Raw genomic sequence first — 18,584 nt, 5'->3', positions numbered from 1 at the left:
TGATGAAAGCATCGTGACTGAAGGGGTGAAGTGTTGCAAGCAGTGACCGAATGTATTCAACCGAAGAAATAAGGCACAATCCAATCGCCAATCAGCTTGATGGAAAGTCCAAACAAGGTCAGCTGCACGAGCAGGAAAAATGGGCCGTCGGGCATTATCCGGGTTAGTTTGGCTCCGACGAAGGTGCCGATGACTGCGGCAGGGACCAACCAAAGGCCGAGCGAGGTATCGAGATTGGAGAACTGCTGTAACTGCCAGTAGGGCACGAGTTTCACAGCATTGACGATGGCAAAAAGAATAGTCGAGGTGCCGGCGAAGATCAGTTTTGGAAGATGCTGCGGCAGCACGTACATCTGGAACGGTGGCGCTCCGGAATGAGAGACAAAGCTGGTCAGACCTGTGAGAATGCCCCAGAAGATACCGCCAGGAACATCCGCCTTTCGCGCGCTTTTGCGGTAACGCGCCCCGAACCAAGCATTAAAGCAGAAAAGGATACCGACCAAGCCGACCAGCATTCCGATGAAGGTAGGAGAAAGATGTGCGCTAAACATCCAGCCAACGCCAACGCCAAGAATTGCTGCTGGGGTCAGGATTGCAAGATTGCGTGCCGAGAAGTGATGGCGATAAAGATATAGGCCAAACATGTCGCTGATGACATAGATCGGAAGCAAAAGCGCGGCGGCCGTGACCGGCGATATGACCAGCGCCATCAAAGGAACCGCGAGCGTACCGACCGACGGCAAGCCACCTTTCGAAAGCCCGACAAGAAATGCCGCAATGACTGCGATTGCGAGAAAAAGGGGCGTGTGTTCGATCATGTGATGGGGGTAGCTTTGCGGTTGGGGGAAACATCTCCGACGTTGGGCCGGAGATGTAGTGATTGGATATCAGGCGTGAGCCCATTCCCAATAAAGAGTACGAGCGCGTTTGGTCAGCGGCCCATATTCCAGTTTGCGATCATCGAAACCGATAATCGGCACGACTTTGCTCATATTTCCGGAGGAGAAGATTTCGTCTGCCTGGCGGAAGTCTTCGATCTTTAGTGTCGTTTCATGAACGGTGATGCCCGCTGTGCGCAGCAAATTGATGACACGCTGGCGCGTGATACCGTTTAGGAATGTGCCATTGGGAACCGGTGTGAAAACCTCGCCGCCACGCACCATGAAAACATTCGAAGTGGCGGTTTCTGCGACGTTGCCAACAACGTCGGTCACCAATGCGTTGTTAAAACCTTTCGCCTTTGCTTCACGCAGCATGCGCGCATTGTTTGGATAGAGGCAGGCCGCCTTGGCGTTGACTGGCATGACTTCCAGATATGGTCGACGGAATGATGTTGTTGTGATGGTGAACCCCTTGGGCTCGACCATAGGGATCGCCTCAAGGCAGAGCGCAAAATCCGTTGACGAAGCGAGCGGAGCGACTGCGCTGGCGTCACCTTCTTCTGCCCAGTACATGGGGCGGATATAAACGTCCGTCCCCGGCGTGAATTTTTTCAGGCCCTCGCGCGCAAGTGCCTCGATATCATTGGCAGAGAGCGTCGGTTCCAATCCCAAAGCACGAGCTGAGTCGTTGGCACGTGCAGAGTGACGGTCGAGATCGGGTGTAACACCTTCAAACAAGCGTGCACCGTCAAATACCAGTGAACCAAGCCAGGTCGCTTGTGAAGCTGCGCCGAGAATGCGAACATCACCCTCACGCCATTCGCCCTTGTAATAGGTCCACATCGCCCGTTTATCGGTCATTTCCCTAGTCCTTTGCCAATATAATTCTTGTGTTTTAGCCCGTGCCAGAGCGCTTACAAGCAGAAATCGCTATCGAAAAAATGCTCGGAGCGTCTCTATATGGTTGAATCAGATTGATCTCCTAAGTACTTCTGTTTGAAGTATTATTTCATTGATCCGGTACGGGTCTCCGCATCGTAGGAGGAGGCAACGCCGTAGACAAGCGCGAACTTGTCAATGTCGCCGTCAGGATTGTTCCACTTTATCTTCAACGAGCGCTGGAGTTGGTTCCGATGTGACAACAGCCGGAGGTCCCTCAACTCCGCGTTGTTTTTCGCGGATGAAGGTAAAGAGACCGGAAATGGTGATGAGAACAATGCCGATGAGCATGGGCATGTCTATCTGATCATGGAAAACGAAGTATCCGAACAAGATCGCCCAGATCATCTGGCTATACTGTGGGGAGGCGATAGCACTCGCCGGCGCACGCTGGGCAGCAAGCATCAGCAGAATATTGGCGAGGGCAGCAAGAAGACCATAACCTGCTAGATAAATCCATTGCACGGTATCTGGCGTTTCGTAGGAGGGGACCATCAACGTTCCGCAGATGATGATGGGGCCGATTAGCCCGCTTGTATAAAGTGATATGCGCTTTTCGTGCTTGCCCATGACGCGGAAGATGATGATGTTCATCGCGCCCCCCATACCAGCGGCAAGCGCGCCGAGATGACCGATGGAGAGCTCCCTGAATCCGGGGCGAAGCACAATCAGAACACCGACAAAACCGATGAGAACAGCCGACCATCGCCGCCAGCCAACCTGTTCTTTCAAGAACACCACTGAAAGTATTGTCACATAGGCGGGAAGAAGGAAAATGAGTGCGAAAGCTTCTGCCATAGAGAGATGCGTGAATGCTGTAACGCTTCCTATCGTTCCCATCGCTGCCGTTACGGTTCGTAACAGCCACATCTTAACATTGGTGGTGCGGAACATATCGAGCCAGACATCGCCAGCTTTCTTTGTGAACGGGATGGCAAGCAGACCAAGTACGGCACCAAAGAATGCAGTTTCGTATGGCGATAGCGTGCCATCGAGAAATTTGACGCAGGCATCGCTGATTGCGAAAGCCGCATATGATGCAAACGCGAGAAAAATACCGTAAAGCATGACAATGTCCGAGGGGAACGGGAGGAAGAGTTCGTTCCTTCCGCTCACTTAATCGATTAGAGGCCTGTTGGCAAAAGACATTTCCGAAAATCGGGATTTAAGTCTATAGTTTAGCCGTTGCTTTGAAGAGAAGTAAATTTGGCCTTTTCAAGGTTTTGAGTTCAAGCAAAAACGCATGCCTCATTTGCAATCATATCCGTGGTGGAAATTTAGGCAAACGCCTATTTAGCAATCATCCAAACGAGGAGAAAGCAAATGAACATTCGTCAGAAAGTACAGCAGTTCGTATCCCGCCGCCGCGCTATTCGTGAACTCGGTGCGATGGACGACCACCTTCTTGCCGATATCGGTGTTTCGCGTTCGCAAATTCATAGCGCTGTTTTCGGTAAGTAATAACTTATGGCGCATCTCCCGAAAGATCGCTCCGTATGTAAAAATCGAATAAAGTAACAAAGCGTCGGTCTCCAGTCCCGGCGCTTTTGTTTTATGTATTGCTCATTTAATTGATTCTTTGACCTGAGATTTCAGCGTTGGCTCACCAACGGTATTTACACGCTGTTATCGGCGCGAATCCAACCTGCTTATTCTTCACCTATGCATTGCAAATGAGACGTAATCCGTATCATTTTGGGACAGATGGCAATTGCCACCCTCCTAATTTTCCGCCAATTTGTGTTCGTGGGGGCAAGCGATGAAGGTACGGCATTTCCGCAGTAGCTGCAGTTGATTTGCCGATCTTCATCGCCTCTTTTCCCATAGTGATGTTTATTGCAGCGTGGAATACAGGGGCGTAGGTAGACCTAGCTCTTGCATCATCGGGCGGTGTCGGGCTTATCTGGTTACCCGATGACGCATAGGCAGATACTTTATGGACATTATAGGACGCGGAATTCTCGTTGGGATCGGCGCAACGGTTGTAATGGATATATGGGCGCTTGTGCTGGCCGCGATGCCGGGGCAGGCACGTCCCAATTGGGGATTGGTCGGTCGCTGGTTCTGGCATCTTCGCCACGGACAAATTTTTCACGACGATATTTCCAATGCTGAGCCTTATGAACATGAAATAGCGCTCGGCTGGGTCGGGCATTATGCGGTCGGCATTCTTTACGGTGTCATCTTTGCTGCCTATGGTGGCGCGGAGTGGTTTTCATATCCCGTATTTCTGCCGGTTTGGATTTTTGGTATACTCACCGTGGCCGCAGGGTGGTTTCTGTTACAGCCCGGCTTGGGAATCGGCTGGGCGGCATCCAAATTGCCGAATGCACGCAACGTGCGTTTGCTCAATCTTATTGCACATACGTTTTTTGCTCTGGGCATGTACGGCACAGCTTTGCTGTTACAAAGTTCATTTCAAACAGTCAGTTAGAACTATCAAAGCCGCTCTCCCGAGCTGTCTTTTTTGAATCTGTTTCAAATATTTCCCCGCAAATGAGTGACTGGCGCGCGGCGAAATCTCAGTCCACACTAAATCATGTCAACAAACTGGCATTCACACGGCAGAACTGTGCTTTTGACCGCGATGGGTGTATGGGGAACATGTCCGACTGCAAATCTGTAGCGGCAACTAACATTATGGCAATCGCATAGGTTGCCTCAGCTCGACATATTACGAAGCGCAACAAGTTGCGCGTCGCAATTTAACGCGAACTGAGGGGCTCATTGACGGGCGATTGCCTTGGAGGGACGATGCTCGAAAAGCTGTTCAAATTACAGGAACACGGCACTACGGCGAGAACGGAAATTATTGCCGGCGTGACGACCTTCCTGACGATGTCTTACATCATCTTCGTAAATCCGGACATTCTGTCCACTACAGGTATGGATCGAAACGCCGTTTTCGTCGCCACCTGCCTTGCGGCAGCTCTCGGCTCGATCATCATGGCACTCGTCGCGAACTGGCCTATCGGCATGGCGCCGGGCATGGGCCTCAATGCCTTCTTCGCCTTCACCGTTGTCGGCGCGATGGGCTTTTCCTGGCAGCAGGCGCTTGGTGCCGTTTTCATTTCCGGCATTATCTTCCTGATTTTGACGGTGACAGGTATACGTCGCTGGTTGGTTGAAGGTATTCCGCATTCTCTGCGTAGCTCGATTGCCGCAGGTATCGGTATGTTTCTGGCTCTGATCGGCCTGAAGAGCGCTGGTGTGGTTGTCGGCAATCAGGCGACCTTGGTTGGTTTAGGCGACCTGACGAAGGCAGGACCGCTCCTGGCAATTGCGGGCTTCTTCATTATCGCTGTGCTGGACGCTTTGAAAGTGCGCGGTGCGATCCTCATCGGTATTCTTATCATAACTGTGGCATCGATCGCTCTTGGCATCAGCCAGTTCGGTGGCGTCTTCTCTGCACCGCCAAGCCTTGCACCGACCTTCCTTCAGCTAGATGTGATGGGCGCTCTGCATACTGGCATTCTGCACGTCATTCTAGTTTTCGTTCTGGTTGAAGTTTTCGACGCTACCGGCACGCTGATTGGTGTGGCGAAGCGTGGAGGGCTGATCGAACCGGGTAAGCCAAACCGTCTTGGACGCGCACTTTTTGCCGACAGTACTGCAATTCTTGGCGGTTCGCTGCTCGGCACGTCTTCCACGACGGCTTATGTCGAAAGCGCATCGGGTGTTCAGGCTGGCGGTCGCACAGGTCTGACAGCTCTGGTTGTCGCACTCCTGTTCCTCGCAGCCCTGTTCATTTCGCCGCTGGCTGGCTCTGTTCCTGCATATGCAACAGCACCGGCTCTGATCTACGTTGCCTGCTTGATGATGCGTGAGCTGACCGAGATCGAATGGCACGACGTAACAGAAGCTGCACCTGCCGCGCTGACGGCCTTGGCTATCCCGTTCACTTATTCCATCGCGAACGGTTTGGCCTTCGGCTTCATCAGCTATGTCGTGCTCAAGGCCTTCACCGGGAAGGCGCGTGACGTGCATTTGGCAACCTGGCTGGTTGCAGCACTCTTCGTCATCCGCTTCGCATTCTTTGCGGAGTGATAATAGAAGCGCCGAGCTTAAGACAGCCCGGCGCTTTTCTGCAACATCGGAGGAATAGAACTGTGCAGACAGATGAACTGAAACTGCTTGAAAAGCTGATCGACGTTATCGAGCAGAATGTCATTCCGCTGACCGAACGTGGCGTGGCAGAGGGCAACAAGGTTTTCGGTGCAGCTTTATTGCGCAAATCGGATCTATCTCTTGTTCTTGCGGAAACCAACAACGAGACTGAAAACCCACTCTGGCACGGTGAAGTGCATACCTTGAAGCGTTTCTACGAAATGCCGGAGAGTGGACGTCCGGATACGAAAGACATGGTCTTTCTTTCCACTCATGAGCCTTGTTCCATGTGCCTTTCGGCAATTACATGGAGTGGTTTTGACAATTTCTACTACCTGTTCAGCCATGAGGATTCACGAGATGCTTTCTCGATCCCTCACGATTTGAAGATCCTCAAGGAAGTCTTCACGCTGGAGCCGGGTGGGTATAACCGCGATAATGCCTTCTGGCACAGTCATTCAATTCCGAAGATGGTTGCGTCGCTACCAGACGCTGACCGCCAGCGTCTCGGCAAAAGGCTCGATGCCATTTTCGCCAAATATGACGAATTGTCCGGCACTTATCAGGCAAGCAAAGATGGAAACGCGATTCCTCTCAATTGAGGAGAAATCGTTTCATATGGTCATACGCCTGAAATAGGTGCATGTCAGACGGGATGCGCGATGTCGGATATTCGGCTCGCGCATTTTTTATGTCTGACAGGACGAGCATCATGACCTCTGACCACACAATATCAGCGATTGGCTTCTGCACCCCGACAGGTGACGGCAATTTCAGCACGCTTGAGGGCGCAATCCGCAACATCGTCGAACTTGGTTCGGAAGCTGTAGAATTGTCGCTATATGGCGAGGAAATAATCTCAGGCGGTCGCCTGATTCCGCACCGTGTGGACCATCTTGTCAATATCACCAGACAGTTTGATACGCGCTACAGTGTCCACGGGCAGATCGTTTCCAACTTCATGGACCGCGAGCATCTGGAGTATCAAAAGGCTGTTGTTCGAGCGATGCTCGAACTTTGCGACCGTGTCGGGGCGGAAATTCTGGTTCATCATTCTGGCCATGCTCCAATGCCAGCGCTTTCTCGTATTTCTGACCTCGACAAGATGGAACGAGACGCGCTCACCGAACTAGCGGAACTTGCAAAAACTTATGGTGTCCGGATCGCGCTGGAGAATATCTTCGCAATGAGCGATGCTGAATATCGCCAGACACCAGCCCAGGTCGCCGAAACGGTTGCTGCGGTCAATCATCCGTCCGTCTGCGGACTGATCGACTTCAGCCACGCCTATATTGAATGCACGCGCCTGGGTCTCGATTGGCGTCCGCAGATTCGCGCCATGGCGCCTGTGACGGGACATCTGCATATACACGACAGTTTTGGTCGCCCCTACACGATGGACAAGTTTTATCATCCTGCTGAAGCAACGGCACTCGGTATCGGCGATCTGCACCTGCCGATCGGATGGGGTGATATTCCGTGGGAAGAAATTTTCGATGAACTGACTTTCTTGCCCGATACGTTCATGATTATGGAAATCGGAGAAGATCGCTTCAGTACCGAACAAGCCGATAGTCTTGCACGTGCCCGCAAGCTGGCTGAACGGGTCAACAATGGTCCAAGGGGTGTTTGAATTAAATAGAATAGGCCGCGTAATCAGCGCGGCCTACATGTGTGGTTTCCGGGTTTCTCTACTTACGGATTTCACTAAGCTGCTTTTGTACCGCGTCGATAATATCCTCGCCGATCTGAGACTTATACTTGTCGTAGATCGGCTGGGACTTCTCTAGCATACGAGCATGTTCTTCCGGAGAAAGCGTGTTTACCTCCAGACCCGCTTCCTTGATCTTCTCAAGCGACTTCTGGTTCAGTTCGCGAATGACCTTGCGTTCAACGTCCCGGCCGACAACTGCACATTCACGCAAGGCCGCTTGTTCTTCCTGTGAATATGTGTCGAAGATTGGCTTGGAGTACAGAAACAGAAACGGCGTATAGGCATGTTTCGTTTCCGTTACGTATTTCTGCACTTCGTAGAACTTTGATGTATCGATCGTAACGTAAGGGTTTTCCTGCGCGTCGATAGCTTTTGTTTCCAGCGCCGAGAAAATTTCACCGAAAGCCATTGGCGTCGCGTTGGCACCGAAATTCTGGAATGTGTCGAGGAAGATGTTGTTCTGCATCACGCGGACTTTCATGCCGCTGAAATCTTCCCACTTGTTGACCGGACGTTTTGAATTTGAAAGGTTTCGGAAGCCGTTTTCCCAATAAGCAAGATTGACGAGCCCGACAGAAGCTAGCTTTTCGTCCATCATCTTGCCGAAGGGGCCGTCGACGACGGCATCTGCCTCTTCATCGTTGGCAAAGAGAAATGGCAGGTCGAAAACGCCAAGCGCGGGAACGATGCCGACGAGTGGTGATGACGATGTGACAACGCCTTCCTGTACACCGGAACGCAGGGCCTGTGTTGCCTGCAAGTCGCCTCCCAATGCTCCGCCCCAGAACGCGGTTATCTTCATCTTGCCGCCGGACTTTTCAGCAAGGCATTCATTCATCGCCTTGATGCCGTTGCCGACCGGATGATCCTCGTTAATGCCATTCGAAACACGGATGTTGCGATCCTGGAACTCGGCAAATGCAGGTACGGTCAGCGCTCCTGCCATGAGAGCAGTCGTTGCCAGCATAATCAGTTGTTTCATTGAACTCTCCTCCCAGAGTTGATGTTAAACCTAATGAAGCCAGTTCATAGGTACGAGTACCAGACTTGGAAACAGAACCAGCAACAACAATACGATCACTTGCGAAATCAGGAACGGATTTACGCCTGCGACAACTTTTCCGAGCGGTACCTTTGATACGCCGCTGACTACATTCAGCACGACGCCGACCGGCGGAGTGATAAGTCCGATACTAGTATTCATGATGAACAGGACACCGAAATAGGCCGGATCGATACCTGCCTGTTTCACGATAGGCATCAGAACTGGTGTCAGGATGAGAATTGTCGGCGTGAGATCCAATGCCGTTCCGACCACGAGCACCAGGATCATGATTGCAAACATCAACAGTTTTGGGCTGTCGATTAGGGGGGCGATATATCCGCTGATTTCCGCCGGAATGTTTGCCGCCGTTATCAGCCATGACGAAACCAGTGCCGAGGCGACAAGAAACATAATGATGGACGTTGTCTTGGCGGCTCGCAGAAAGACGCCGTAGAGATCGATAAATCTCAGTTCGCGGTAGACGAACATACCGACAAGGAGGGCATAGGCTGCTGCTACTACGGCCGCTTCCGTCGGTGTCATGACGCCCATACGAATGCCACCGAGAATGATGATCGGCATACCCAGCGCCCATAGCGCGCGTCCAGTTGCTCGCAGCCTATCTTTGCCGGATTGCTTGGGCAGTACTTTGAGGTTGTCTTTTCTGACGACGATCTGCCAGGTGAAGAGCAGGGCGATACCCATCAACAGACCTGGCACGATGCCAGCCATGAAAAGCTGCGTTATGGATACATTTGCAGCGACACCGAATACGATCATTGCCATGGATGGTGGGATGACCGGTGCGATAATGCCGCCGGCAGCCATCAGTCCGGCTGAACGCGGGATGTTATAGCCTGCTTTCGCCATCATAGGGACGAGAATGGTTGCAAGCGCCGCGGTGTCAGCCGCAGCTGAACCCGATACGCTGGCCATGATGATGGCTGCAAGAATGGCAACGATACCGAGGCCGCCGCGAATATGGCCGACGCAAGCTATGGCGAAATCAATGATGCGGCGGGACAAGCCGCCCGAATTCATCAGTTCACCGGCCAGAATGAAGAAAGGGATTGCCAGAAGGGTGAAGGAGTCGACCCCGGCAATCATGTTTTGCGCGATGATTTGCGTATTGAACATCCCCATGTACAACATGAGAACGACACCGCAGAACATAAGCGAGAAGGCAATCGGAACACCAATGGCCATAGCGCTGAGGAGCGAGCCGACAAATACCACAAGCGTCATGTCGTCTACTCCATCAGATGGTCGAGCGAATGTTCGCCCGCAAAGGTGGCAATTTCCTCATCGGTCAGACGACCGGTAACGGCACGAAGGAAACGTTCAGCTGCAATGATGAACATTGCGCCGCCGGTAAATAATCCGACGCCGTAGACCCAGATCATCGAGAGCCCGGTAACAGGTGCGACCATGCTGGCGTTGATGTCGAATTGCTTCCATGTGCCCCAGAAGAAAATTCCCGAGCACAACAGGACAATCAGATAGCTGACTGCCATGCATATAATGCGGCCTTGTCGCCCAAAACGGGCAACCAGTGACTCGATGCCCAAATGGCTGTTCTCTCTAAATGTGAGAACAGCACCGAGAAATGCTACCCAGACAAAGAAATAGCGTGAAAGCTCTTCTGATACGGTCAGTCCGGAATTTGCGGCGTAGCGCAAAATCACGTTGACGAAGACCATTATAGCCATGCCGGCAAGGAGAAAGACGAGAAGTGCACCAAGTATCTTGTAGAAGAAGTCTATGGCTTTCGTCATCTAGTCGCCCTCAGACTTTATCGAGCAGATCGCGGGCCTGCAGATTCTTAATCAAGGCTCTGATGCCGAATATCCATTCCGGGCAATTGTCGGTTCGGTCGACCCAATTGACGAGGCGGCCGAGCTTGGGAGTTGATATCTCCACACGGTCGCCGACTTCGTGGGTGAAACCTTGTCCGGCACCGCGACGGTCCTTGACGGGCGCGAACATTGTACCGAGGAACAATACTGCGCCATCCGGATACTGATGATTGCGGTTCATCATCTGCGATGCGAGATTTTCAGGATCACGGCTGATTGCTTCCATCGGGCTTTCGCCGGTCATCTCGAAGCCATCAGCTCCGTGGACAGTCAGCGACAGCTTGAGCTTGCGCAACACATCCATGGTGAATTCGCTATCGAAGAGGCGAATGAACGGGCCGATAGCACAGGAAGCATTGTTATCCTTGGCTTTGCCAAGCAGGAGAGCCGAACGTCCTTCGATGTCCCTGAGATTGACGTCATTACCCAAAGTTGCGCCGACAATGCGTCCGTCCGAAGCGACAACCAGTACGACTTCAGGTTCGGGATTGTTCCATTGTGAAATCGGAAGAATGCCGACGGTTGCGCCGCAGCCAACCGCAGACATGGGCTGAGATTTGGTGAAGATTTCCGCATCAGGGCCAATGCCCACCTCAAGATATTGGGACCAGAGCCCCATTTCCTGCAGGAGTGCTTTGACGCCCGCCGCTTTCTCTGACCCCGCCACGACACCCCGCAAATTGTCGCCGATGACAGGGGCGAGACGTTCGCGAATTTCGCGGGCGCGGGAAGGGTCACCTTTTGCCTGTTCTTCGATCACACGTTCAAGCATGCTGTCAGCAAAGGTGACGCCTGCCGCTTTGATGGACTGCAAATCGATAGGAGCAAGCAACTCTCCGCGTTCACCGGAAAGGAAATCGTCCACAGAGCCGAGATTTGGAAAGCTTTCTGTAGCTTTCAATTCGTTTATCAGCGAACTGCGCTCCAGAAGGCCAGAAACCGTAGCGGACAAGCTGGATAGATCATGCACATGACCGTTTTTCACCAATACTGGGCAGGGGCCGTTTTCGGCCTTTGACCACACACGGCCGATCAGAACCGCTGAATGGCTGTCGTCAGGCAAAATTGTCGTTGCTTTCAGTTCACGCTTGTCTTGCACAGATATCCTCCCAATGCATGACCGTTTCCCACAGGCCATATGTTGTCAGGATGTCTGACAACAATAGTGCTATTGTTATTAGCAGTCTGGAGTTGAGTCCAGCCTTCAGTCCGTACCGCCTCAAAAATTAGATCGATCTGTTTTTCTGCGGCTGACACTGTAAGCCTTGTCCATTTCTGGATTGAGTTCCATGCCGAGCCCGGAGCCGGGCGGCACGGTAATCATACCGTTCTTGACCTCGGGCAAAGCCGTTACAAGATCGCGATACCAGGTTTTGTAGAATGCCCGAACGCTTTCCTGAATAAGTGCGTTCGGAGCATTCAGTGACAGGTGCGTCGAAGCACACAAAACGACAGGACCGGTGCAATCATGCGGAGCGACCGGTAGATGCCAGGCTTCTGCCATAGCTGCGATCTTACGCGCTTCTGACAGGCCGCCACACCAGCTCAAATCGAGCATGACAACGCCAGCAACACCCGTTTCGAGCAGATCGCGAAACGCCCAGCGGCTTCCTAAAGTCTCCGAGGCACAGATCGGCGCAGTGCTTGCTTCCGCATAACGCCTGAGACTGCCAAGACTGTCCATCTTGATCGGGTCTTCATGCCAGAAGGTCTTGAAAGGCCCAAGTTCACGGGCGATCTGCATAGCGGGCAAGAGCTGCCACATTGAATGGAATTCAACCATGATATCCATGCGGTCACCGACAGCTGCACGGATTTTCTCAAAAGGTTGCAATGCCGCCTTCAGATCAGGTTGGGAAATATACTGTCCACGTGTTTTCTCTGCGGCCATGTCGAACGGCCAGATTTTCATTGCCGTTATGCCCTCGTCCAGTAACGAAAGTGCAAGTTCGTCTGCCCGGTGCAGGAAGCTATTAAGATCGTCATAATCAGCTCCTGCACCAGCCAGGCCATAATTGGCGGATTGCTGGCCCGTTGCCTTCTTGATGTATTCCGTTCCGGCGCAGGTATTATACGTGCGGATGGATTGACGGCTGAAGCCGCCGAGAAGTTGGGCGATCGGGAGGTTGGTAGCCTTGCCGTATAAATCCCACAGGGCGATATCGAAAGCGGAGTTGCCACGCACTTCCGCGCCAGTTGAACGGAAACCGAGATACCCCACAAGGTCAGAAGCCAGCAGATCGATCTGCAGTGGATCGCGACCGAGAACGCGTGGCGCAACATATTCGTGCAGATAAGCCTCAACAGTCTCAGACATGAAAAAGGTTTCACCGAGTCCGGTAATTCCTCCGTCCGTGTGAACTTCCACCCACAACAGGTTTGGCCGTTCGGCGATGCGAATGGTTTCGATTGCGGTGATCTTCATTGCACCTCCCAAATGCAATTGGATTGTCTGCGTGCTAGCCTCTATGGCTCTCGTTGAGCTTTTCGAGATGCAGGAGCAGGGCGCTGTGATCCTTCTCGCCACCGCCTTCCTCCACGAAAGCTGCGAAGGCTTCGCGTACAGTCTCGGTCAATGGCAAGCTTAACGACAGGTCGCCTGCGGTCTTGAGGATCGAATTGAGGTCTTTAAGCTGAATGCGCGATGTGCCGCCCGGTTCGAAATTACGGTCAATCATCCGCTTGCCATGCAGTTCGAGAATGCGGCTTTCACAGAAACCACCGCGGATAGCATCTCGGAATGCGGCGCGCGATCCTCCGCCCTTTTCGACCAGAACCATTGCCTCTGCAATCGCTCCGATGGTTACGGCAACAATCTGCTGATTGGCAAGTTTTGCGAGCTGACCGGCACCTGACGGACCGACGCGGGTGAGGCGACCCATTGGTTTGAACACATCGGCGAGGCCGGAGATGATCGCTTCGTCTCCTCCGGCCATGATGGCAAGCGTGCCTTCATGGGCGCCCACTACACCTCCGGAAACCGGGGCATCGATATGATTAACGCCTTTTGCCTCCAGACGCTTGGCATGCTCGCGCGCGAAGTCTGGCGAAGTTGAACTCATGTCAATGACGGTACTGCTTTTTTTCAAGGCGGCAGCGACCCCTTGGTTGAAAAGAACGTCGCGTACTGCCGGGCCATCAGTCAACATCATGATGATTACGTCCGCGGTCTCCACCGCTTCGGTGGCAGATTGAGCGAGTTTGGCACCTTTTTCTGCAAGAGAGGCAGACTTGACGCTGTTCCGGTTCCAGGCTGCTACATCAAAGCCCGCATCCAGAAGCCGACTGGCCATTGGTACGCCCATCAGGCCGGTTCCAAGAAAAGCGATCTTGCGTGTCAAAGTTTGCCTGCCATTTCATCTTCAATGTGAACGCGAATGATCTCATCAAATGATGTTTCTGCGGTGAAGCCAAGAGCCTGTGCGCGTTTTGCCTCAAAACCGGGTGCCCATCCTGCGACCATACGCATGATCATTTCGTTTGGTTCACGTCGGATCAGAGCGACGGCTTTTTCCCCGGCAATCCGACGCAATGCCTCAATCTGTTCGCCTATAGTGGCACTGAGACCTGGCATGGAAAGATTGCGGCGCGCTCCAACCGCTTCCGTATCGATGGTAGCTCCATGGATCAGAAAGCCGACCGCTGATCGCGGCGAAGCATGCCAATGCCGGACACCCTCAGGAACAGGCAAGACGGCTTCCTGTCCAGCGAGCGGTTCGCGCAGGATGTTCGAGAAAAAGCCGGATGCGGCCTTATTTGGTTTGCCCGGTCGTATGCAGATCGTCGGCAGGCGAATGCCGATGCCGTCGAAGAAACCGCGCCGCGTGTAGTCTGACAACAGAAGTTCGCTGATTGCCTTCTGCGTACCGTAACTCGTCAACGGGGTGGTGTGAAATTCGTCGGGGATCGGATAGGGGAGCGGGGCGCCGAAAACGGCGATGGACGACGTGAAAACCACACGAGGTTTATAGCCATCGGCAATGTGCGCAAGCCTGATTGCGTCGAACAGATGCCGCGTGCCATCCAGATTGATTCGATATCCTTTATCGAAGTCGACCTCTGCTTCACCGGACACGATTGCCGCGAGGTGAAAGATAACGTCAGGGCGTCCTGACACGATCTTCTGAGCGGTTTCCATGGTGGATATATCCGCAGCTAGAGTATCGGCCGATCCTGCAAAACCGATTGGAGGTTCTGCTGCTATGATATCGATAAGGGTAAGCTTTTCAACGGGCTTTTCCCCAAGATGACCATCGTTTGAAAGGCGCTGGGTCAGCTTGCGCCCGACCATACCAGCAGCGCCGATAATTGCGACATGCATTTAGAAAGCCTCCTCCCAGCTTTGCAGCTGACTCCTATTCGAAAACCTGATGTTGGCTGCCATCACGACACTTATCCAGTCTCCCACCAGATTTGTGTTGTAGGGTTGTCTGATAACCTTATATGTAGGCGTTGAAAACAGTTTTTCCATCTTGCTACAGGAATGAAACGGAAAAGCCTGTCGCATTTCAAAAACTGTCATACACCCGCGACAGCACATTGCGCATCGGTAAAGCCAAGAGGATATCATGTACGGTTCGGGGCACATGACCGGAAACAAGCAAACTGATCTCGTTGCTCTTTTGGGCGATGATTTGGTTATGACCGGGCAAAACGACATGTTTGGCTATTGTCGCGACTGGCCGGGAGATGTGGCAAATACGGCGGTTGCCGTCATCCGTCCGCGTTCGACAGAGGATGTTTCTGCTGCGGTTAAAGCCTGCGCTTCACTGGGATTGTCCATCATTCCGCAAGGCGGAAACACCGGTCTTGTGCAAGGCGGCGTGCCGGACGGTCAAGATAATCTTGTTGTTCTAAGCCTTGAGCGCATGAACCGTATTCGGAAGGTCGATCCGGATGATTTTTCTGCGGTTGTGGATGCCGGTTGCATTCTCTCCGAACTGAAAGACAAACTGGCAGCCGAAGGGATGTTCTTTCCATTAGCACTTGGTGCGCAGGGAAGCTGCCGCGTCGGGGGAAATGTCAGCACCAATGCCGGCGGCATCAACGTGTTGCGATACGGCATGACCCGCGAGCTGGTGCTGGGACTGGAAGTCGTCCTGCCCGACGGTACGATATTCAATGGGCTTTCGACACTGAGGAAAGACAATCGCGGCATTGACCTGAAACAGCTATTTATAGGGGCAGAAGGCATTCTGGGAGTGGTGACCGGTGTGGCAATCAAACTTATGCCTTTGCCAGACAAGGTGGAAACAGCCCTGCTGGGGCTCAATTCGCTCGGTGATGCGATTGCACTTTATAGGCGCGCGCGTGTGCAATGCTGTGATTTGATGTCTGCTTTTGAATTCATGCCGCCGGCGGCATTTACATTGGCGCAAGAGGCGATGCCAGAGCTTGCCATGCCGCTTGGACAGTACCCCGCCTATGTCTTGATGGAGATTTCAGGTTCGGGGCTGGTCGATATACTATCCTTGATGGAACAGTTTCTTGCAGGAGCAATGGAAGATGGCATCGTTCTTGACGGGACCATCGCGTCCTCTCGTGCACAAGGTCAAAATCTCTGGATGTTTCGCGAGGCCATGAACGAGGGCCAGGCGTTGCGGGGCAAACATCTGCGCACCGACATATCAGTCCAGCTTTCAAAACTGGCGTCATTCGTCGCCGAAGCTGAGCGGGAACTGCTGAAGATTCTCCCAGATTGCCTCGCTGTTTCTTACGGACATGTCGGCGATGGCAATGTGCATCTCAATGTCATTCCAGAAAGCAATCTTGATGCCGCGTCGAAAGACGAGAAGATCAAGCTTGCCAAGGAGACAATCAATGCCGTTCTGGATCGTTACGCAGGCAGCATCAGCGCTGAGCACGGTATCGGTCGCCTGAAGAGGGAAGATTTCGAGAAGCGCATTGACCCCGTGCGGCGAAAACTGCTTGAAGGCCTCAAGCAAGTCATCGATCCGGACAATATCATGAATCCCGGCTGTCAGCTTTCGCTTGACTCTTCAAAAGGCTGACGACACACCAATCGCACGGGCAATCAGGGAGACATTATCATTTTGTTTGGTGAAATCAGGCGCAATGAACAGCTTCCCGGACGCATTGCTTCCGAAATTACGCGGCAGATCGGTGAAGGCAGTCTTTTGCCAGGGCAAAAGTTGCCGACAGAACATAATCTCGCGCAGAGCTTTGGTGTCAGCCGCTCAGTTGTGCGCGAAGCGATAGCCCAGTTGCGCAACGAGGGCTTGGTTGAAACTCGACAAGGTGTTGGTGCTTTTGTAACGGAACCCGATCGGCGGCATGCCCTCCGCATAGAACCTGAAACGCTTGCCAATCGAGACAGTTTCCGCAGCCTGTTCCAGTTGCGAATGGCGTTGGAGATAGAAGCTGCCGGACTTGCAGCAGTGCATCACGATGAACACGACATGATGCAACTTAATGAAGCACTCGCAGAAATGAGCGGTTCGAAAAAATGGACAGATACAGGTATAGCTGCCGATCTCGCATTTCACCGCGCACTCGCTTCCGCAACACATAATGAGTATTTTCCATTGGTTCTCGGTTTCATTGCCGAAAGGATCAATCAGGCAATCAATGCCGCGCGTGCACGAGCGGTGCTTGAACAGATTGTCGAAATCACAATTGATGAGCACACCGCAATCAGAGATGCCATCCATTCACGTGATCCCTTGCGAGCGCGCGAAGTGATGCGCCACCACATTGTGCAGGCAGCAAGCCGTGTCGGCCTCAAGCTGGAAACTTTCTGATGGCTTCTTCTTTTGAGCTTTTTAGTCTGGAGGGGCGTATAGCCCTGATCACCGGTTCCAGCCAGGGTATCGGTTTTGCATTGGCGCGAGGGCTCGCAGAACATGGGGCAACGGTAATCATCAATGGTCGTGATCGAAGCAAGGTGGATGCGGCGGTCACACTGCTAGAAGACGAAGGCCATACCGTTTTTGCTACCGTGTTCGATGTGACCGACGCAGAAGGAGTTCGTGCAGCCATCGATGTAATTGAAGAGGAAATCGGGGCGCTCGATATTCTGGTCAATAACGCGGGGATGCAGCATCGCGCACCGCTCGAAGATTTCCCGATCGAGAAATGGCGGCAGCTCTTGGAAACTAATATTTCCAGCGCTTTTTATGCCGGACAGGCAGTTGCAAGTCATATGATCCCGCGAGGACGTGGCAAGATAATCAACATTGCTTCAGTTCAAAGCGAATTGGCGCGACCTTCTATTGCACCCTATACGGCGACAAAGGGAGCTATACGTAATCTGACGCGCGGCATGGCCACCGATTGGGCGCGACATGGTTTGCAGATCAACGCGATTGCACCGGGCTATTTCAAGACGCCACTGAATCAGGCATTGGTTGACAATCCCGAATTCACGGCGTGGCTGGAAAAAAGAACGCCGGCCGGTCGTTGGGGAGAGGTGGAAGAGTTGGTCGGTGCTGCAGTTTTCCTGAGCAGCGATGCTTCCACTTTCGTCAATGGACAGGTTCTGCACGTCGACGGCGGCATGACCGCGAGCGTATGAGGAATTGATGCTGCGTATTATCGTGATGGGTGTTTCCGGTTCTGGGAAGTCGACTGTGGGCGAGAAGATTGCCGATGCACTGGCGCTGCCGTTTCTTGAAGGCGACTCTCTGCACCCGAAATCCAATGTCGATAAGATGTCGGCAGGCATACCTTTGCAGGATGAGGATCGTTGGCCTTGGCTCGATAAAATCGGTGAACGACTTGCGGCCTCGACCGACGGAATTGTCGTTTCCTGTTCTGCACTAAAGAAAAGCTATCGTGATCGTCTTCGCTCCGCTGCCGGTACGCCGGTGCTGTTCGTCTTCCTGGATGGCAGTTTTGAAGTTTTGCATGAGCACATGGGGCATCGAACCGGGCATTTTATGCCGGTAACGATGCTGGAAAGCCAGATCGCTACGCTAGAAAGCCCCGTCGGGGAACCGCTGGTATTTCGTGCAGATATTGCCGAGACCGTAGAAAAGATCGTTTCCGACAGCCTTAAATGGATACGCTCAGTCGAGCTTTAG

19 protein-coding genes are annotated in these 18,584 nt (G+C 52.9%); 9 read left to right on the top strand and 10 right to left on the bottom strand.

All coding sequences use genetic code 11. From position 1 onward, the window contains the following. Nucleotides 1-56 precede the first annotated feature (56 nt). The 3 genes from JNC70_RS00935 to JNC70_RS00925 all read right to left on the bottom strand — a co-directional run bounded on the left by JNC70_RS00935 (nucleotide 57) and on the right by JNC70_RS00925 (nucleotide 2,888). Nucleotides 57-818 (bottom strand): sulfite exporter TauE/SafE family protein, encoded by a 762-nt coding sequence (locus JNC70_RS00935; protein ID WP_104754876.1) that lies wholly within the window; start codon nucleotides 816-818, stop codon nucleotides 57-59. A gap of 69 nt (nucleotides 819-887) precedes the next feature. After that, nucleotides 888-1,742 (bottom strand): branched-chain amino acid aminotransferase, encoded by an 855-nt coding sequence (locus tag JNC70_RS00930; RefSeq protein WP_104754877.1) that lies wholly within the window; start codon nucleotides 1,740-1,742, stop codon nucleotides 888-890. A 225-nt stretch (nucleotides 1,743-1,967) separates the two neighbouring features. Then, a complete protein-coding gene (locus tag JNC70_RS00925; RefSeq protein WP_374788518.1) occupies nucleotides 1,968-2,888 on the bottom strand; it encodes a DMT family transporter in 921 nt (306 codons plus the stop codon). Nucleotides 2,889-3,143: 255 nt separating this feature from the next. On the opposite strand from JNC70_RS00925, the gene JNC70_RS00920 reads away from it, so the two are divergent. The 5 genes from JNC70_RS00920 to JNC70_RS00900 all read left to right on the top strand — a co-directional run bounded on the left by JNC70_RS00920 (nucleotide 3,144) and on the right by JNC70_RS00900 (nucleotide 7,560). Then, nucleotides 3,144-3,281, top strand: a complete 138-nt coding sequence (locus JNC70_RS00920) for a DUF1127 domain-containing protein (protein ID WP_010658957.1) — start codon at nucleotides 3,144-3,146, stop codon at nucleotides 3,279-3,281. 475 nt (nucleotides 3,282-3,756) lie between these two features. After that, nucleotides 3,757-4,254, top strand: a complete 498-nt coding sequence (locus JNC70_RS00915; RefSeq protein ID WP_104754879.1) for a DUF2938 domain-containing protein — start codon at nucleotides 3,757-3,759, stop codon at nucleotides 4,252-4,254. Nucleotides 4,255-4,574: 320 nt separating this feature from the next. Next, the gene (locus tag JNC70_RS00910) at nucleotides 4,575-5,867 is read left to right on the top strand and encodes an NCS2 family permease (protein ID WP_104754880.1); all 1,293 of its coding nucleotides are present in this window, start codon (nucleotides 4,575-4,577) and stop codon (nucleotides 5,865-5,867) included. A 62-nt stretch (nucleotides 5,868-5,929) separates the two neighbouring features. Next, on the top strand, nucleotides 5,930-6,529 hold the full coding sequence (locus JNC70_RS00905) for a nucleoside deaminase (protein ID WP_104754881.1): 600 nt from the start codon (nucleotides 5,930-5,932) through the stop codon (nucleotides 6,527-6,529). A gap of 110 nt (nucleotides 6,530-6,639) precedes the next feature. Further along, on the top strand, nucleotides 6,640-7,560 hold the full coding sequence (locus JNC70_RS00900) for a sugar phosphate isomerase/epimerase family protein (protein WP_104754945.1): 921 nt from the start codon (nucleotides 6,640-6,642) through the stop codon (nucleotides 7,558-7,560). Between the two features lie 58 nt (nucleotides 7,561-7,618). On the opposite strand, the gene JNC70_RS00895 is transcribed toward JNC70_RS00900, so the two are convergent. The 7 genes from JNC70_RS00895 to denD form a co-directional block, all read right to left on the bottom strand. Beyond that, on the bottom strand, nucleotides 7,619-8,623 hold the full coding sequence (locus tag JNC70_RS00895) for a TRAP transporter substrate-binding protein (protein ID WP_104754882.1): 1,005 nt from the start codon (nucleotides 8,621-8,623) through the stop codon (nucleotides 7,619-7,621). A gap of 30 nt (nucleotides 8,624-8,653) precedes the next feature. Then, entirely contained in the window at nucleotides 8,654-9,931 is a 1,278-nt protein-coding gene (locus tag JNC70_RS00890; RefSeq protein ID WP_104754883.1) for a TRAP transporter large permease, read from the bottom strand. 5 nt (nucleotides 9,932-9,936) lie between these two features. Next, nucleotides 9,937-10,461 carry a TRAP transporter small permease gene (locus JNC70_RS00885; protein ID WP_104754884.1) on the bottom strand — a complete coding sequence of 175 codons (525 nt, stop codon included), beginning with the start codon at nucleotides 10,459-10,461 and terminating at the stop codon, nucleotides 9,937-9,939. Nucleotides 10,462-10,471: 10 nt separating this feature from the next. Beyond that, on the bottom strand, nucleotides 10,472-11,641 hold the full coding sequence (locus JNC70_RS00880) for a fumarylacetoacetate hydrolase family protein (RefSeq protein ID WP_104754885.1): 1,170 nt from the start codon (nucleotides 11,639-11,641) through the stop codon (nucleotides 10,472-10,474). 120 nt (nucleotides 11,642-11,761) lie between these two features. Beyond that, complete coding sequence (locus JNC70_RS00875; protein ID WP_104754886.1) at nucleotides 11,762-12,967, bottom strand: mandelate racemase/muconate lactonizing enzyme family protein; 1,206 nt, start codon at nucleotides 12,965-12,967, stop codon at nucleotides 11,762-11,764. A gap of 34 nt (nucleotides 12,968-13,001) precedes the next feature. Further along, entirely contained in the window at nucleotides 13,002-13,883 is an 882-nt protein-coding gene (locus JNC70_RS00870) for an NAD(P)-dependent oxidoreductase (RefSeq protein WP_104754887.1), read from the bottom strand. After that, nucleotides 13,880-14,863 (bottom strand): D-erythronate dehydrogenase, encoded by a 984-nt coding sequence (gene denD, locus JNC70_RS00865; protein WP_104754888.1) that lies wholly within the window; start codon nucleotides 14,861-14,863, stop codon nucleotides 13,880-13,882. The genes JNC70_RS00870 and denD overlap by 4 nt, the downstream gene beginning before the upstream one ends. 247 nt (nucleotides 14,864-15,110) lie before the next feature. Here denD and JNC70_RS00860 point away from each other — a divergent pair, with 247 nt between their 5' ends. The 4 genes from JNC70_RS00860 to JNC70_RS00845 are packed head-to-tail and all read left to right on the top strand — an operon-like array spanning nucleotide 15,111 to nucleotide 18,584. Beyond that, the gene (locus JNC70_RS00860) at nucleotides 15,111-16,553 is read left to right on the top strand and encodes an FAD-binding oxidoreductase (protein ID WP_104754889.1); all 1,443 of its coding nucleotides are present in this window, start codon (nucleotides 15,111-15,113) and stop codon (nucleotides 16,551-16,553) included. A 42-nt stretch (nucleotides 16,554-16,595) separates the two neighbouring features. Further along, nucleotides 16,596-17,303, top strand: a complete 708-nt coding sequence (locus tag JNC70_RS00855) for a FadR/GntR family transcriptional regulator (protein WP_104754890.1) — start codon at nucleotides 16,596-16,598, stop codon at nucleotides 17,301-17,303. After that, nucleotides 17,303-18,076 carry an SDR family oxidoreductase gene (locus JNC70_RS00850; RefSeq protein ID WP_104754891.1) on the top strand — a complete coding sequence of 258 codons (774 nt, stop codon included), beginning with the start codon at nucleotides 17,303-17,305 and terminating at the stop codon, nucleotides 18,074-18,076. The genes JNC70_RS00855 and JNC70_RS00850 overlap by 1 nt, the downstream gene beginning before the upstream one ends. A gap of 7 nt (nucleotides 18,077-18,083) precedes the next feature. Then, nucleotides 18,084-18,584 carry a gluconokinase gene (locus tag JNC70_RS00845; protein WP_104754892.1) on the top strand — a complete coding sequence of 167 codons (501 nt, stop codon included), beginning with the start codon at nucleotides 18,084-18,086 and terminating at the stop codon, nucleotides 18,582-18,584.

Origin of the sequence: Brucella oryzae (genome assembly GCF_041929965.1) — a bacterium.
Taxonomy (GTDB): domain Bacteria; phylum Pseudomonadota; class Alphaproteobacteria; order Rhizobiales; family Rhizobiaceae; genus Brucella; species Brucella oryzae.
Note: the sequence above shows the minus strand (reverse complement) of the source record. Positions and strands in the feature narration are given on the sequence as shown.

What these genes read in the sequence shown, in the direction of transcription:
- JNC70_RS00930 (WP_104754877.1), bottom strand. Translation starts at nt 1,742, where the DNA reads ATGACCGATAAACGGGCGATGTGGACCTATTACAAGGGCGAATGGCGT.
- JNC70_RS00890 (WP_104754883.1), bottom strand. Translation starts at nt 9,931, where the DNA reads ATGACGCTTGTGGTATTTGTCGGCTCGCTCCTCAGCGCTATGGCCATT.
- JNC70_RS00850 (WP_104754891.1), top strand. Translation starts at nt 17,303, where the DNA reads ATGGCTTCTTCTTTTGAGCTTTTTAGTCTGGAGGGGCGTATAGCCCTG.
- JNC70_RS00900 (WP_104754945.1), top strand. Translation starts at nt 6,640, where the DNA reads ATGACCTCTGACCACACAATATCAGCGATTGGCTTCTGCACCCCGACA.
- JNC70_RS00885 (WP_104754884.1), bottom strand. Translation starts at nt 10,461, where the DNA reads ATGACGAAAGCCATAGACTTCTTCTACAAGATACTTGGTGCACTTCTC.
- denD (WP_104754888.1), bottom strand. Translation starts at nt 14,863, where the DNA reads ATGCATGTCGCAATTATCGGCGCTGCTGGTATGGTCGGGCGCAAGCTG.
- JNC70_RS00920 (WP_010658957.1), top strand. Translation starts at nt 3,144, where the DNA reads ATGAACATTCGTCAGAAAGTACAGCAGTTCGTATCCCGCCGCCGCGCT.
- JNC70_RS00925 (WP_374788518.1), bottom strand. Translation starts at nt 2,888, where the DNA reads ATGCTTTACGGTATTTTTCTCGCGTTTGCATCATATGCGGCTTTCGCA.
- JNC70_RS00910 (WP_104754880.1), top strand. Translation starts at nt 4,575, where the DNA reads ATGCTCGAAAAGCTGTTCAAATTACAGGAACACGGCACTACGGCGAGA.
- JNC70_RS00845 (WP_104754892.1), top strand. Translation starts at nt 18,084, where the DNA reads ATGCTGCGTATTATCGTGATGGGTGTTTCCGGTTCTGGGAAGTCGACT.
- JNC70_RS00895 (WP_104754882.1), bottom strand. Translation starts at nt 8,623, where the DNA reads ATGAAACAACTGATTATGCTGGCAACGACTGCTCTCATGGCAGGAGCG.
- JNC70_RS00860 (WP_104754889.1), top strand. Translation starts at nt 15,111, where the DNA reads ATGTACGGTTCGGGGCACATGACCGGAAACAAGCAAACTGATCTCGTT.
- JNC70_RS00935 (WP_104754876.1), bottom strand. Translation starts at nt 818, where the DNA reads ATGATCGAACACACGCCCCTTTTTCTCGCAATCGCAGTCATTGCGGCA.
- JNC70_RS00875 (WP_104754886.1), bottom strand. Translation starts at nt 12,967, where the DNA reads ATGAAGATCACCGCAATCGAAACCATTCGCATCGCCGAACGGCCAAAC.
- JNC70_RS00915 (WP_104754879.1), top strand. Translation starts at nt 3,757, where the DNA reads ATGGACATTATAGGACGCGGAATTCTCGTTGGGATCGGCGCAACGGTT.